The 16,220-nt window shown below is 60.6% G+C and carries 9 protein-coding genes; 6 read left to right on the top strand and 3 right to left on the bottom strand.

What is annotated here, in order from left to right; genetic code table 11:
* The first annotated feature begins 254 nt into the window (after positions 1-254).
* From ptsP to ACI514_RS21195, 4 genes are all read left to right on the top strand, one after another.
* Positions 255-3,116: a phosphoenolpyruvate--protein phosphotransferase gene (gene ptsP / locus ACI514_RS21210; RefSeq protein ID WP_405122315.1), complete on the top strand. Its 2,862-nt coding sequence runs from the start codon at positions 255-257 to the stop codon at positions 3,114-3,116.
* The gene (pfkB, locus tag ACI514_RS21205; protein WP_160055805.1) at positions 3,116-4,057 is read left to right on the top strand and encodes a 1-phosphofructokinase; all 942 of its coding nucleotides are present in this window, start codon (positions 3,116-3,118) and stop codon (positions 4,055-4,057) included. The genes ptsP and pfkB overlap by 1 nt, the downstream gene beginning before the upstream one ends.
* A gap of 11 nt (positions 4,058-4,068) precedes the next feature.
* Positions 4,069-5,802: a PTS fructose-like transporter subunit IIB gene (locus tag ACI514_RS21200; RefSeq protein ID WP_405122314.1), complete on the top strand. Its 1,734-nt coding sequence runs from the start codon at positions 4,069-4,071 to the stop codon at positions 5,800-5,802.
* 175 nt (positions 5,803-5,977) lie between these two features.
* Positions 5,978-7,519, top strand: coding sequence for an alkaline phosphatase D family protein (locus tag ACI514_RS21195; RefSeq protein ID WP_405122313.1), 1,542 nt, complete (start codon positions 5,978-5,980; stop codon positions 7,517-7,519).
* A gap of 225 nt (positions 7,520-7,744) precedes the next feature.
* Here ACI514_RS21195 and ACI514_RS21190 read toward each other — a convergent pair whose 3' ends face one another.
* A complete protein-coding gene (locus ACI514_RS21190; protein WP_405124235.1) occupies positions 7,745-10,273 on the bottom strand; it encodes a PepSY domain-containing protein in 2,529 nt (842 codons plus the stop codon).
* Between the two features lie 214 nt (positions 10,274-10,487).
* Positions 10,488-12,803 carry a TonB-dependent receptor gene (locus ACI514_RS21185; protein ID WP_405122312.1) on the bottom strand — a complete coding sequence of 772 codons (2,316 nt, stop codon included), beginning with the start codon at positions 12,801-12,803 and terminating at the stop codon, positions 10,488-10,490.
* 207 nt (positions 12,804-13,010) lie between these two features.
* Here ACI514_RS21185 and ACI514_RS21180 point away from each other — a divergent pair, with 207 nt between their 5' ends.
* Together ACI514_RS21180 and ACI514_RS21175 are read left to right on the top strand one after the other, a co-directional pair.
* On the top strand, positions 13,011-13,691 hold the full coding sequence (locus ACI514_RS21180) for a Fe2+-dependent dioxygenase (protein ID WP_160055813.1): 681 nt from the start codon (positions 13,011-13,013) through the stop codon (positions 13,689-13,691).
* Positions 13,688-14,428, top strand: coding sequence for a tetratricopeptide repeat protein (locus ACI514_RS21175; RefSeq protein ID WP_160055815.1), 741 nt, complete (start codon positions 13,688-13,690; stop codon positions 14,426-14,428). The genes ACI514_RS21180 and ACI514_RS21175 overlap by 4 nt, the downstream gene beginning before the upstream one ends.
* 267 nt (positions 14,429-14,695) lie before the next feature.
* On the opposite strand, the gene ACI514_RS21170 is transcribed toward ACI514_RS21175, so the two are convergent.
* A complete protein-coding gene (locus ACI514_RS21170; protein ID WP_016986476.1) occupies positions 14,696-15,859 on the bottom strand; it encodes a type III PLP-dependent enzyme in 1,164 nt (387 codons plus the stop codon).
* Positions 15,860-16,220 lie beyond the last annotated feature (361 nt).

Below are 16,220 nucleotides of genomic sequence, written 5' to 3'. Positions count from 1 at the left end.
CGATTAGGGCAGGCGACTATTGTCGCAGCGCATCCGACAAGTTGGACTTCAAGGATGGGACATTATCGAGTAACGTGCCGATCAATCTAGATTAAACGATTCAGCAAGCGTATTTTCTACGTTTTAGACGTCTTTGGCCGGTGCTGCCGTGAAACCGCCAAAACTGCCGCTGAAAAGCAAAGCGGTAAAGCGCCTAAGCTGCAAACCATCCAAAACAATACCTGGCACTCATATAGCGCCAAAAAGGAGATCGCATGCTCGAGCTCACTATAGAGCAGATATCCATGGGCCAATCGGCTGTGGATAAACCCGCTGCCCTGCAACTGCTGGCCAATCACCTGGTGGCCGATGGTCTGGTCGCCGACGGCTACCTCGCCGGATTGCAGGCCCGGGAAGCCCAGGGCTCGACCTTTCTCGGTCAAGGTATTGCCATTCCCCACGGAACCCCGGAAACCCGCGATCAGGTGTTCGCCACTGGCGTGCGCTTGATGCAGTTCCCGGAAGGCGTGGATTGGGGCGATGGCCAGACCGTTTATCTGGCGATTGGCATCGCCGCCAAATCCGACGAACACCTGCGCCTGCTGCAACTGCTGACCCGCGCCCTCGGCGAGACCGATCTGGGCCAGGCCCTGCGTCGTGCCAGCTCCCCCGAAGCGCTGCTGAAACTGCTGCAAGGCGCGCCGCAGGAACTGGCGCTGGATGCACAGATGATCGGCCTCGGCGTCTCCGCCGATGATTTCGAAGAACTCGTCTGGCGTGGCGCACGTCTGTTGCGTCAGGCCGATTGTGTGAGCAACGGTTTCTCGGCGGTGCTGCAACAGGTCGAAGCGCTGCCGTTGGGCGATGGTTTGTGGTGGTTGCACAGCGAGCAAACCGTGAAGCGTCCGGGCCTGGCGTTCGTCACGCCGGACAAACCGATGCGCTACCTCGGCCAACCGCTCAGTGGTCTGTTCTGCCTGGCCAGTCTTGGCGAAGCGCACCAAGCGCTGCTCGAACGTTTGTGTGCGTTGCTGATCGAAGGTCGCGGCCATGAATTGGGCCGCGCCACCAGCAGCCGCAAAGTTCTCGAAGTGCTTGGTGGTGAGTTGCCCGCCGATTGGCCAAGCGCACGCATTGCCCTGGCTAACGCCCATGGCTTGCACGCGCGCCCGGCGAAGATCCTCGCGCAACTGGCGAAGAGTTTTGATGGCGAAATTCGCGTGCGCATTGTCGATGGTCAGGACAGCGCCGTGTCGGTGAAGAGCTTGAGCAAACTGCTCAGCCTCGGCGCCCGTCGCGGTCAGGTGCTGGAGTTGATCGCTGAACCGACCATCGCCGCTGACGCCTTGCCGGCACTCTTGGCCGCTATCGAAGAAGGCCTTGGCGAAGAAGTGGAGCCGCTGCCAGCCGTAAGCCAGCAGCGCGAAGTCATCGCCGACATCGCCGAAGTGCTGATCGCTCCGGCGTCCGGCGCTCAGTTGCAGGCGATCCCGGCAGCACCGGGCATTGCTATTGGGCCTGCGCATATTCAGGTGCAGCAAACCATCGATTACCCGCTGCGCGGCGAGTCCGCCGCCGTTGAGCGCGAACGTCTCAAGCAAGCGCTCAGCGATGTGCGCAGCGACATTCAGGGCTTGATCGAACGCAGCAAAGCCAAAGCCATCCGCGAAATCTTCATCACTCATCAGGAGATGCTCGACGACCCGGAACTCACCGACGAAGTCGACACCCGCCTCAAGCAGGGCGAAAGCGCTGAAGCGGCGTGGATGGCGGTGATCGAAGCGGCGGCCAAACAACAGGAATCGCTACAGGATGCGTTGCTCGCCGAGCGTGCGGCGGACCTGCGTGACGTCGGCCGGCGCGTGCTGGCGCAACTGTGTGGTGTGCAAACCCCGAGCGAGCCTGAGCAACCGTACATTCTGGTGATGGACGAGGTCGGCCCGTCCGACGTCGCGCGTCTGGACCCGGCGCGTGTCGCGGGGATTCTCACCGCACGCGGCGGCGCCACCGCGCACAGTGCCATCGTTGCGCGAGCCCTCGGGATTCCGGCACTGGTTGGCGCTGGCGCCGCGGTGTTGTTGCTGGCGCCGGGCACGCCGTTGCTGCTCGACGGCCAACGCGGTCGCCTGCACGTCGACGCCGATGCGGCGACCCTGCAACGCGCTGCCGAAGAACGCGACACCCGTGAGCAACGCCTGAAGATTGCCGCCGAACAACGCCACCAACCGGCACACACCACTGACGGTCACGCCGTCGAAGTGTTCGCCAACATCGGCGAAAGCGCGGGCGTGATCAGTGCGGTGGAGCAGGGCGCCGAAGGCATCGGTCTGCTGCGCACCGAACTGATTTTCATGGCCCATCCGCAAGCGCCGGATGAGGCCACGCAAGAAGCCGAATACCGCCGTGTGCTTGACGGTCTCGCCGGTCGCCCGTTGGTGGTGCGCACGCTGGATGTCGGCGGCGACAAACCGCTGCCGTATTGGCCGATCGCCAAAGAGGAAAACCCGTTCCTCGGTGTGCGCGGCATTCGCCTGACCTTGCAGCGCCCACAGATCATGGAAGCGCAATTGCGCGCCTTGCTGCGTTCGGCGGACAACCGTCCGTTGCGGATCATGTTCCCAATGGTCGGCAGCGTCGAAGAATGGCGTCAGGCCCGCGACATGACCGAACGTCTGCGTCTGGAAATCCCGGTCGCCGATCTGCAACTAGGGATCATGATCGAAGTGCCGTCCGCCGCTCTGCTCGCGCCGGTGCTGGCCAAGGAAGTCGACTTCTTCAGCGTCGGCACCAACGACCTCACCCAATACACTCTGGCCATCGACCGTGGTCACCCGACCCTGTCGGCGCAGGCTGACGGTTTGCATCCGGCGGTGCTGCAACTGATCGACATCACCGTGCGCGCGGCCCATGCCCATGGCAAATGGGTCGGCGTGTGCGGCGAACTCGCAGCTGATCCGTTGGCAGTTCCGGTACTGGTTGGCCTCGGTGTCGATGAACTCAGCGTCTCCGGGCGCAGCATTGCTGAAGTGAAAGCGCGCATCCGCGAACTCAGCCTGACCCAGGCGCAAACCCTTGCTCAACAGGCCTTGACCGTGGGCAGCGCCAACGAAGTTCGCGCATTAGTGGAGGCCCTGTAATGGCCAAGATTCTTACCCTGACCCTCAACCCCGCGCTCGACCTCACCGTCGAGCTGCCACGGCTGGAGGCCGGTCAGGTCAATCGCAGCGACGAGATGCACACCCACGCTGCCGGCAAAGGGGTGAACGTCGCGCAAGTGCTGGCCGACCTTGGTCATCAACTGACGGTCAGCGGCTTTCTCGGCGAAGACAATCTGCAAGCGTTCGAAACCCTGTTCGCCAAGCGTGGTTTTGTCGACACATTCATCCGCGTGCCGGGCGAGACGCGCAGCAATATCAAAGTCGCCGAACAGGATGGCCGCATCACCGACATCAACGGCCCGGGGCCAGTGGTCGATGCGGCTGCACAGCAGGCGTTGCTCGATCGTCTGGAGCAGATTGCCCCGGGTCACGATGCCGTAGTGGTCGCCGGCAGTTTGCCGCGTGGCGTCACGGCGCAGTGGTTGCGTGAACTGATCGAACGGCTCAATCAGCTTGGCTTGAAAGTCGCTCTCGACTCCAGCGGCGCAGCATTGCGCGAAGCCTTGAAAGCCAGTCCATGGCTGATCAAACCGAACACCGAAGAACTCGCCGATGCACTCGGTTGTGACGTGGTTTCGCACGCGGCGGAAGCGCAAGCAGCGGCGCGTTTGCACGCGCAAGGCGTCGAGCACGTGGTGATTTCTCACGGTGCTGACGGCGTGAACTGGTTCAGCGTCGGCTCGGCACTGCACGCCACGCCACCGAAGGTCAGCGTCGCCAGCACGGTCGGTGCTGGTGATTCGTTGCTGGCCGGCATGCTTCACGGTTTGCTCAGCGCCGACACGCCTGAGCAAACCCTGCGCACCGCCACCGCGATTGCGGCGATGGCGGTGACCCAGATCGGTTTCGGCATCAACGATGTGGCGCAAGTGGCGCAGCTCGAACAGGGCGTGCGCGTGCGTCCCCTGACAGAACAATAAGAGGGTTTGTCATGAAATTAGCCATTGTTACGGCTTGCCCGAACGGCATGGTCACCAGTGTGCTGTGCGCGCGTTTGCTCGATGCGGCGGCGCAGCGTCAGGGCTGGAGCACCAGCGTTGAAGTGGTCGATGCGGCGCACCCGGAACGCGAGTTGTCGGCGGCGACCATTGCAGCGGCCGAGTGGGTTTTGCTGGTCGCCACAGGCGCGATCGACATGACGCGTTTTGTCGGTAAACGTGTTTTCCAGATTGCCCCGGCGCAGGCGTTGCAGGATGTTGAAGCGGTGCTGCGTCGTGGCGCTGAAGAGGCTGAGGTTTACGTCGCCAGCGCGGCTGAACCGGTTGCTGATGCGCCGCGTGCGCCACGCATCGTCGCGATTACCGCGTGCCCAACCGGTGTCGCCCACACCTTCATGGCCGCCGAAGCCCTGCAGCAGACCGCCAAGCGTCTGGGCTATGACTTGCAAGTCGAAACCCAAGGCTCGGTGGGCGCGAAAACCCCGTTGAGCGCAGCGGCGATTGCTGAAGCTGACGTGGTGTTACTGGCGGCGGATATCGAAGTCGCCACCGAGCGTTTCGCCGGCAAGAAAATCTATCGTTGCGGCACTGGCATTGCGTTGAAACAATCCGAAGCCACACTGAAAAAAGCCTTGGCCGAAGGTGCTGTGGAAAGCGCCGCGAGTGACGGCAAGGCACCGGCCAAGCAAGAAAAAACCGGCATCTATAAACACCTGCTGACCGGTGTGTCTTTCATGCTGCCGATGGTCGTGGCAGGTGGTTTGATGATTGCGCTGTCGTTCGTGTTCGGCATCACCGCGTTCAAGGAGGAAGGCACGCTGGCCGCTGCGCTAATGCAGATCGGCGGCGAGACCGCGTTCAAATTGATGGTGCCGTTGCTGGCCGGCTACATCGCCTATTCGATTGCTGACCGTCCGGGCCTGGCGCCGGGGATGATTGGTGGATTGCTTGCCAGTACCTTGGGCGCCGGGTTTATCGGCGGCATCGTCGCCGGGTTTATCGCCGGTTACGCGGCGAAGGCGATCAGTCGTTATGTCGCCTTGCCGCAAAGTCTTGAGGCGCTGAAACCGATTCTGATCATCCCGTTGTTCGCCAGTCTGTTTACCGGGCTGGTGATGATTTACGTGGTCGGCAAACCGGTTGCTGGCATGCTCGGGGCGCTCACGCATTTTCTCGACAGCATGGGCACCACCAACGCGATTCTGCTCGGCGTGTTGCTCGGCAGCATGATGTGCGTCGACCTCGGCGGGCCGATCAACAAAGCCGCTTACGCGTTCTCGGTGGGGCTGCTGGCGTCGCAGAGTTATGCGCCGATGGCCGCGACCATGGCCGCCGGGATGGTGCCGCCGATTGGCCTGGGCATCGCCACGTTTATTGCGCGGCGCAAGTTTGCTCAGACCGAGCGCGAGGCCGGGAAAGCGGCGCTGGTGCTGGGGCTGTGCTTTATCTCCGAAGGCGCGATTCCGTTTGCCGCGAAAGACCCGTTGCGGGTGATTCCGGCGAGCATTGCCGGTGGTGCGTTGACCGGTGCGTTGTCGATGTATTTCGGCTGCAAACTGATGGCGCCGCACGGTGGCTTGTTTGTGCTGGCGATTCCGAATGCGATCAATCATGCGTTGTTGTATTTGCTGGCGATTGTCGCGGGGAGTTTGTTGACCGCTGTGGTCTATGCGACGGTCAAACGCCCCGAGGCCGTCGAGCTGGCGCTGGAACCGGCGAAGGCCTGACCGACAACACAAATCCCCTGTGGGAGCGAGCCTGCTCGCGAATGCAATCTGCCAGCGACATGTAGGTTGACTGGCACACCGCTTTCGCGAGCAGGCTCGCTCCCACAATGGTTAGTGGTGTCATGGCGAGTTCATATAGGCGTGCTTAAGTTTTCCTTTTTTCAGGGAGAACACCATGAGCGATTTCAACCCCGGTCGCCGGCGTGTCATGCAAGTCGTCGGCGCCGGTCTGCTGATGCCAAGCCTGGCGCCGGCGGTGATTGCCTCGGTCAAGGACCGCCCGCAGTTGACCGATGGCGTGCAATCCGGCGACCTGCAAGGCGACCGCGCGATGATCTGGAGCCGCAGCGATCGCCCGGCGCATATGGTGGTCGAGTGGGACACTCGCAGCCAGTTTCGCCATCCGCGCCGGGTGATCTCGGCGCTGGCCGATGCGCGCACAGATTTCACCGCTCGGGTCGAGCTCACTGGGCTGCCGGCCGGTCAGGCGATTTTTTATCGGGTGTATTTCAAGGACGCGCAATCCGGCGTCGCCAGTGAACCGTGGCTGGGTCATCTGCGCAGCGCTCCGACGGCGCGGCGCAATATTCGCTTCGTCTGGAGCGGTGACACCGTCGGGCAGGGTTTCGGCATCAACCCGGACATCGGCGGCATGCGCATCTACGAAGCCATGCGTCTGCGCCTGCCGGACTTCTTTATCCACAGCGGCGACACCATCTACGCCGACGGCCCGGTGCCTGCTCAACTGACCACCGAAAACGGTCGGGTGTGGCGCAACCTCACCACTGAAGCTAAGAGCAAAGTCGCGCAGACCCTCGACGACTATCGCGGCAACTACCGCTACAACCTGATGGACGAAAACATCCGTCGGTTCAATGCCGAGGTGCCGCAGATCTGGCAGTGGGACGACCATGAAGTGGTCAACAACTGGTCGCCGGGCAAGCAGCTCGACGAGCGTTATCAGGAGAAAGATATCCACACCCTGGTCGGGCGCGCACGCAAGGCGTGGCTGGAATATTCACCGATGCGCTTACAGACTGCCGACGGCGGCGGGCGGATTTATCGCAAGTTGAGCTATGGGCCGATGCTCGATGTGTTCGTGCTCGACATGCGCAGTTATCGCGGCGCCAATGACGACAACCTCGGCGCGGCGAAACCGTTTCTGGGGCGTGAGCAACTGGACTGGCTCAAGCGCGGTTTGAAGAAATCCAAAGCCCAGTGGAAGGTCATCGCCGCCGACATGCCGATTGGTCTTGGCGTGCCGGATGGCGAGGTCAGCCCGGGTGTCGCGCGTTGGGAGGCGGTGGCTAACGGTGACCCGGGACCGGCGCAGGGGCGCGAGGTGGAAATCGCCGAGTTGCTCGGATTCTTGCGTGCGCAGCATGTGCGCAATTTCGTCTTCCTCACGGCGGATGTGCATTACTGCGCGGCGCATCACTATCACCCCGATCGCGCGGCGTTTCAGGATTTTGAACCGTTCTGGGAGTTTGTCGCGGGGCCGCTGAATGCCGGGAGCTTTGGGCCTAATCCGCTGGATAAAACCTTTGGCCCGGAGGTGGTTTTCGAGAAAGCGCCGCCGGCGCAGAACACTTCGCCGTTTGCCGGGTTTCAGTTTTTTGGCGAGGTGAATATTGAAGGGGGGAGTGGGGAGATGAGTGTGGTGTTGCGGGATTTGAATGGGGTGGCGGTTTTTGAGAAAAAGTTGCAGCCGGTATGAAGATCAAAGGCTGACCCTCACCCCAGCCCTCTCCCGGAGGGAGAGGGGGCCGACCGAGGTGTCTGAAGAGGTACATCGACCTGAAAGACCGAGTTGATTATGAGATCAGGTACAAAACCCTCTCTCGATTCTGGATTCGGTGAAGCACGTTCAGGTCGGCGTATTGCGTGAATCTCCCCCAATCAGTCCCCTCTCCCTTTGGGAGAGGGCTAGGGTGAGGGGCTTTTAATAGACATCACGCCGATATCGACCCTGCTCAATCAACCGCTCCACTTCGGCTGCCCCGAGAATGTCGTTAAGCACCTGATCAACCCCCGAAGCCATCCCCTGCAAACTGCCACAAATGTAAATCACCGCCCCGTCCGCCAGCCATTTCTTCAACTCGTCAGCCGACTCACGCAAGCGATCCTGCACATAAACCTTCTCGGCCTGATCCCGCGAAAACGCCAGATCCAGCCGTTCCAGATCACCATTGATCAACCACTCTTCCAGCTCGGCGCGGCAGAGGAAATCGTGTTCACGATTGCGCTCGCCAAACAGCAACCACTGGCGCTGTTGACCATCGGCAATCCGCGCCTTGAGCAAACTGCGCAGCCCGGCCAGACCGGTACCGTTACCCAGCAGAATCATCGGCAGCGGTTCGTTCGGCAGGTGGAAGCCACTGTTGCGCCGCACCCGCAAACTGATGCTGCCGCCCACCGGCGCGTGTTCGGTCAGCCAGCCAGAACCGATGCCCAGCGTGCCATCGGCATGCTGTTCCTGACGCACGATCAACTCCAGCACGCCGTCGGCGGCAATCGAGGCGATCGAGTATTCGCGCATGGCCAGCGGCACCATCGCATCGACCAGCGATTGCGCATGCAAACCGACCAGATGGGCGCGATGCTCAGGCAATTGGCGCGAGGCCAGTGCCACTTCCAGCGGCTCGTCGAGGCCGTTGATTTTCACCGTGGTCTCGCCGCGAATGCCGAGACCGTCAAGGAAATGCTCGATGGCCCACGGGCAGTTGCGCGGCAGTATTTCGACCAGATCACCGGCCAGCCAACTGCTGGTGTTCGGTGCGCTTAAGCCCAACAGATAAACCGGTGCGCCGCTGCTGTCCGGGTTCATCAGTTCGCGGCGGACCAGCGTCCAGTTGTCGTAGCTCGGGGCTTGCCAGGTGTCGACCGGTGCTTGCCCGGTGAGCAGGCCGAGTTGGGTTTGCCAGTGACGCAGGGCATACGGATCACCGCTGTCGACTTCCACTGGGGCGAACAATGTCTTGCCGCCGTGCTCAGCCAACCATTGGTGCAGGCGTTTGGCGAAACCGCAGAAGTGCTGATATTGACGATCACCGAGGCCGAGCACCGAGTAATTCAGACTGTCGAAGGTTGCTGCTTTGCTCAACACCTTGCGCTCAAAACCGCGAGCGCTGTCGGGGGCTTCGCCGTCGCCGAAGGTGCTGACGACAAACAGCGCGTTGTTCGATTCACGCAGATCCTGTTCGCTGACATTCGCCAGCGGCTGCACTTTCACTGGCAATCCGGCGGCCTGCAATTGCCCGGCGGTCTGCCACGCCAGTTGCTCGGCAAACCCGCTCTGGCTGGCGAAGCCGATCAGCCACGCAGAAGCATCTGCGGCCGGTTGATCGAATCCTTTGCGCGCATCCTTGATCTGCTTTTTCTTGCGCCGACGATCGAGGTACAGCAGCCAGCCGGTGATAAAGAACAACGGCATGCACACCGCCGCAATGGTGATGATGATCCGCCCGACCAGGCCGAAATAGCTGCCGACGTGCAGCGCATAAATGCTGGTCAGCAATTGCGCCTTGAAGCTCTTGTCGGCGTAACGATCGACACGTTTGACGATGCCGGTGGCCGGGTCGAGGGTGATCTGGTTCAGTGCGCGATCATGCGGCGAGCTGTCGAGCAGGTAGAACACGGTCGCCGGTTGGCCTGTGACGGCCGGCATGCGGATGTTGTACGCGGCCAGTCCCGGGCCGGCCGCGCTGTAGATACTGCTCCACATTGCTGCGTAATCGGCGGTTGGTGCCGGACCTTCCGGCGCCGGGCCGCGACCACCGCGCACGCGCTCGTTTTGTGGCGCATCAGAAAGCAGCTTGGTCAGGCCTTTGTTGTACCACTCGTACGACCACGATAACCCGGTCAGCGCCAGCAGCAGATAGACCAACAGGCACCAGGTGCCCGCCACCGAATGCAGATCCCAATTGAAGGCGCGGCCCTTTTTCTTCCAGTCCAGCGTCAGCCACACGCGCCAGCTGTTCCACTGACGTGGCCAGCGCAGATACAAACCGGAGAGGCAGAAAAACAACAGGATCAATGTGCAGGCGCCGGTGATATTGCGCCCGGTGTCGCCCATGGCGAGGAAGCGGTGCAGTTGCAGCATCAGGCCGAAGAAATCCTGGCCGACCGCGTCGCCCATGAACTCAGCGGTGTACGGATCGAAGTAGCGCATCTCACCGCGACGTTCACCCTTGGGCGGGGTGAAGAACACTTTCGCGGCGTTGCCGCTGTCGGTTTCGACCCAAAGCATCGAGACCTTTTTGCCGGACGTGGCTTCGATGCGCTCGACCAGTTCGACGGGCGGCAGGACGCCGGCGACTTGTTTTTCCACCTGCAGAACGGAGGGATTCATGGCCCGCAGGATTTCGTCCTGGAACGAATAGGCCGCGCCGGTGATGCCCATCAACGCCAGCACCAAGCCTGCGGTGATGCCAAAAAACCAGTGCAACTGGAACAGGGTTTTCTTCAACACGTCACTCGCCGTCCGTTCGGAAATTGTCTTCACGGCGCGCATTATGCCGTGGGTTATCGAGAAGCGTTCTTTCTTACGCACAAAAGCCCCGTTCAATTGAATGAACGGGGCCCACTGTTTTTTGTAGGAGTTGCCGAAGGCTGCGATCTTTTGATTTTTTTTCAGAATCAAAAGCAAGATCAACAGATCGCAGCGTGCCGCAGCTCCTACAGGATCAGAAGTGGAAGTTGGTGCTCAACAGTGCCGTACGGCCCGCCGCCTGGTTGGCGAAGTGGGTCGAGAAGGCTTTGTCGTAGTAGGTTTCGTTGGTCAGGTTCTGCACGTTGAGTTGCAGGTCGACGTTCTTGGTCAGCTTGTACGCCGCCATCGCGTCGTAGCGAACATACGAATCGACCATGGTGGTGTTGGCCACGCTGCCGTACACATCGTCGACGTAGAACGCACCGCCACCGATGGTCAGCTTCGGCGTGACCTGGTAAGTGGTCCACAGGCTGGCGCTGTTCTTCGGCGTGTTAGGCAATTCGTTGCCATCGTTGGCCTTGCCCAGCGGGCCGCCGTCGACTTGTTCGCTGTCCATGAACGCGTAACCGGCGAACACTTGCCACTTGTCGGTGATCTTGCCGCTGGCCGACAGTTCGACACCTTGCACGCGGGTCTTGCCGGCGTTTTCGTACGACGAAGTATCGACTTGCACGCGAGCGTTTTCTTTCTCGGTGCGGAAGATGTCAGCGGTCAGCGACAGGCGATCGTTGAGCAGATCCCACTTGGTGCCGATTTCATAGTTCTTGGTGGTTTCCGGCTCCATGTCGCTGCTCAGCAGGTTGCCGCTGCGATCCGGGGTGCCGCCCAGCGGGTTGCCTTCCTGACCTTCGCCCAGGGTGTTGCCCGGTGGTGTGGCCGAGGTGGCATAGGACGCGTAGATGCTGCCGTTTTCCGCAGGCTTGTAGACGACGCCAAACTGACCGGTGACGAATTCGCTGGTGTCATCGCCCTTGGACGTGGTGCGGCCAGCGGCGTTGTAGGTTTTGTAGTCGGTATCGAAGTGGTCGTAACGCAGACCCATGTTCACCAGCCACTGCTCGGACAGCTCCAGGGTGTCGAACACATACAGCGCGTAGGTGTTGGCCTGGGTGTCGGTGCCGGCGTAGTTGCGCGAAATGGCGCCGTTCCACGGATCGTTCGGGTTCGGGTTCGACAGCGAGGTGCAGTTGTAGCCGCTGGCTGCGCCGATCAGACCCGGGTTGCAGTTAGTGGTCGCTGCGCTGGTGCGCGGCGTGGTGTCGGTATTGACGTTGTACGAAGACTTCTGGCTTTCCTCACTGGTGTATTCAACGCCAGTGGAGAAGCTGTTTTTGAAGCCCGCGACGTAGAAATTGCCGAACAGGTCAGTCTGGTTGGTGGTGGTTTCGGTGTTGCTCACCCGAGTATTCGCCCGACGCCAGACGCTGCCATTGTTGACGTTGCCCTTGCTGTCGTCCGGCTGGGTCAGGATGTAATCCTGCATGCTGGTGCCGTGACGCAGGGTGTTCTTGATCGTCAGCGAGTCGCTCAGGTCATGCTCGATGGCGAAGGTCGCGGTGTCGGTGCGGCCCTTGCGGAAATCGCGATCCAGACCGTAGAAATTGCTGTGGTCACCGCCGGCGTAGGGCTTGTCCGGATTGGACTTGGTGCGTGCAGCGGAGCCACCGGCCGGAATGGTGTACGGCACGCCCGAATCCGGGGTGTCGTTGCTTTCGAGATGGTAGTAATCGAGGTTGACGCGGGTGTCGGTGCCCAGGCCAAACGCCAAGGACGGTGCGATACCCCAGCGGTCGTAATCGACTTTGTCGCGACCGGCGACGTTGCTCTCGTGGCTCATCAGGTTCAGACGGCCGGCGGCGGTGTCGCTGAACTGGTAGTTGCCATCGAGGGTGTAGCGCTGAGTCTGGTCGGAGCCGTAGGTGAAGCCGCCGTCGAACGAGTTGCCCAGGTGCGCTTTCTTGCTCACCAGGTTGATGCTGCCGCCTGCCGCGCCGCGACCGCCAATGGCGGAGTTCGGGCCCTTGCTGACTTCAATGTTTTCCACGGCGAAGATCTCGCGGCTCTGCGAACCAGTGTCGCGCACGCCGTCGAGGTAGGTGTCGCCCTGGGCGTCGAAGCCACGGATGAACGGACGGTCGCCCTGTGGGTTACCGCCTTCACCGGCGCCGAAGGTGATGCCCGGCACGGTGCGCAGCGCGTCCTGCATGTTCAGCGCGCCGGTATCTTTCAGAACTTGTTGCGGAATAACGGTGACCGAGCGCGGCGTGTCGACCAGCGGCGCGGTGTACTTGGGCGAGGAGGCTTTTTCGACCTGGTAGGACGTCGAGTCCTGCGCTTCGCCGGTGATGGCGGTGGCGTCCAGGGCGATGGCATTGCCGGCGGCTTTGCTGTCGGTTTTTTCCGCAGCGAAGACCATCTGGCCAGCGGAGCCGGCGGTGATTGCCACACCGATTGCAGAGGCGAGCAGACGTGGTGAACTGACCGGTAATTGTGCGTATTGACGTGCCATTTTTATTCCCCTCCCCAAGGATTTGAGGCGGCGGAATATAGGGTAAACAGGTATTCGTATCAATTGCGAAACATTGTTATTCGCACTGAATTTACATTCTTTACAATTTAACCTTACGGTTTTTGCCAGTTCATTCGTCTATCGGGTTTTACACGGCCAATAAGAATCAATACCATTGCCGCCTCTTTGCCATCAGGTGACATCGCCATGCTGCTGCATATCCCCGCACTGTTCGCGAAAGACGAAGTGCAGCGCATTCGCCAGGCGTTGGAGCAGGCCGATTGGGCCGATGGCAAGATCACAGCGGGGTTTCAATCAGCCAAGGCCAAGCACAATCTGCAACTGCCCGAAGGCCATCCGCTGGCGAAGGAAATCGGTGCAGCGATGCTTGAACGGCTGTGGAAAAATCCGCTGTTCATGTCCGCCGCGCTGCCGCACAAAGTCTTCCCGCCGTTAGTGAACTGTTACACCGCCGGTGGCAGTTTCGATTTCCACATCGACAACGCCGTGCGCCAACCCAAGGGCAGCATCGAACGGGTGCGCACCGATCTTTCGGCGACGCTGTTCTTCAGCGAACCTGAGGATTACGACGGCGGCGAGCTGGAGATCCAGGACACCTTCGGCACGCAACAGGTGAAACTGCCGGCCGGTGATATGGTTTTGTACCCCGGCACCAGCCTGCACAAGGTTAACGCGGTCACTCGCGGTGCGCGTTATGCGTCGTTCTTCTGGACGCAAAGTCTGGTACGCGAAGACAGCCAGCGCGCGTTGCTGTTCGAGATGGATGGTGCGATTCAGCAGCTCACCAGCGACATGCCTGATCATCCTTCGCTGATTCGCCTCACCGGTACGTATCACAACCTGCTGCGGCGCTGGGTTGAGGTATGAGTTTCCGATTGCGTCGCGAGGAAGTCCTCAGCGGCGAACAACTCAGCGCTATGCTTGTAGAAAGCCCGGCACGCGCGGCGCAGGCAATTTTGCTTGCGGCGGGTGAGGGCGAGGCTGAAGCGCAGGCCTTGCTTGGGCAAATTCTTCTGGACGGCCAGGGCATCGCACAGGATCAACCGTTGGCGCTGCGCTGGTTCGGTATCGCCGCCGGGCGCGGGCATTTGATGGCGCGCAACATGCTCGGGCGCTGCCACGAGCACGGCTGGGGTTGTTCGGCAGATGCGGCGATTGCCGCGCAGCACTACCGGATTGCAGCGGAGGCCGGGTTGGATTGGGCGATGTACAACCTCGCCAATCTGCTGGCGACCGGGCGGGGTGTTGCAGTGGATCATCTGCAGGCGCTGGCGTTGTATCGGCGTGCGGCTGAATTGGGCCATGCGAAATCGATGAATCTGCTGGGGCGGTATCTGGAGGAAGGGCAGGTGTGCCCGGCGGATCTATCAGCAGCGCGCGACTGGTATCGGCGTTCGGCTGAGGGCGGGGATTTTCGCGGGCAGTTCAGTTTCGCTGCAGTTTTAGCGGATGAGGGGCGGATTGATCAGGCGGTGGATTGGCTTGAGAAAGCTTTGGCCGGCGGCAATCTGAATTTTCTGCGGGTGGCGAGTCAGACGCTGTCAGGTGCGACAGATCCCAGGATTCAGGGGATGGCTGCTCGGTTCGCGCTTCGGTGCCAATAGCCCTCACCCTAACCCTCTCCCAGAGGGAGAGGGGACTGACCGAGTTGGATGTTCCAGGTACACCGACCTGAGATATCCAGTCGACCTCAGGTTTTGAAAAGCCCCCGATCTGCTCCCTTTCCCCCTCGCCCCCTTGGGGGAGAGGGCTGGGGTGAGGGGGATAGATCGAAAGCACACCACAAATCTCAAAGCACAGACACAAAAAAAGCCCATGACACGTCATGGGCTTTTCACTTGCAGCTAGCAGCTTGAAACTCGCAGCTGCTCTTACACGTAAAACGACTTCAACGGCGGGAAGCCATTGAACTCAACCGCGCTGTAACTGGTGGTGTACGCACCGGTCGACAACCAGTAAAGACGATCACCAATCGCCAGGTTCAGCGGCAGACCGTACTTGTAGTTCTCGTACATGATGTCGGCGCTGTCGCAGGTAGGGCCGGCGATCACGACTTCCTCCATCTCGCCTTTCTTCTCGGTCCAGATCGGGAACTTGATCGCTTCGTCCATGGTTTCGATCAGGCCGGAAAACTTGCCCACATCGGTGTAAACCCAACGTTCAACGGCAGTGCGCGACTTGCGTGCAACCAATACCACTTCGCTGACCAGAATGCCGGCGTTGGCGATCAACGAACGGCCCGGCTCGAGAATGATTTCCGGCAAGTCATCTCCGAAGTCTTCTTTCAGGAAGCGGATGATTTCTTCGGCGTAGGTTTCCAGGCTGTTGGTGCGGGTGATGTAGTTGGCCGGGAAGCCACCGCCCATGTTGATCAGCTTCAGGTGGATGCCGTCTTCTTCTTTCAGACGCTCGAAGATTACTTTGACCTTGGCGATCGCTGCGTCCCAGACGCTGATGTCGCGTTGCTGCGAGCCAACGTGGAACGAGATGCCGTAAGGCACCAGACCGAGGTCGCGGGCGAGGATCAGCAGGTCCATGGCCATGTCGGTCTGGCAGCCGAATTTGCGCGACAGCGGCCAGTCAGCCGTGGTCGAGCCTTCGGTGAGGATGCGCACATAGACTTTCGAACCCGGTGCAGCCTTGGCGATGTTGCGCAGGTCGGCTTCGGAGTCGGTGGAGAACAGACGCACGCCCTTCTCGTAGAAGTAGCGGATGTCCTTGGATTTCTTGATGGTGTTGCCGTAGCTGATACGGTCGGCGCTGACGCCGCGATCCATCACTTTGTCCAGCTCATAGATGGAGGCGATGTCGAAGCTCGAACCTTTCTCTTTGAGCAGGTCGATGATCTCGACGGCCGGGTTGGCCTTGACCGCGTAGTAGACCTTGGCGAATTCGAAACCGGCGCGCAGGTCATCGTAGGCCTGGCTGATCATCGCGGTGTCGATCACCACGAACGGGGTTTCCTGTTTGTCGGCAAACGCCTTCATTTTGTCGAATGTAGCGCGCGCGAAATAGTCTTCGACCTGGATCGACATCTGGGAGCTCCTATGGGCAAACTCGAAAAATCAATGGGTGCAAATGAACGCCCTCCGTATCCCCACTTTGGTTCGCCTACTTCCCAAGGCATGTCGCCGAAAGCAAAAAGGCCATGGGATGTGCAGCTTTCCCTTGGCCTTGCTGTCTCGTCGTCAGTACTTGAGCCGGATGGATCGTTTCCAGCATGGACGTTCGGCGCGAACTTTAGGGCGTGAGGGGCCTGAGATCAACTAAAAATGTCGCGTTTTTGCACGCTTCTGACGTACGTCGCATTCATCTCTCCTTGTAGCCGACCGAGATGACGGGCAGATGTTCCCGTCGATTTTTTCAGTGTTAAAAATGCCTGCACGTTCGCTGCCG

Origin of the sequence: Pseudomonas sp. M20 (genome assembly GCF_045037865.1) — a bacterium.
Lineage (GTDB): Bacteria > Pseudomonadota > Gammaproteobacteria > Pseudomonadales > Pseudomonadaceae > Aquipseudomonas.
Note: the sequence above shows the minus strand (reverse complement) of the source record. Positions and strands in the feature narration are given on the sequence as shown.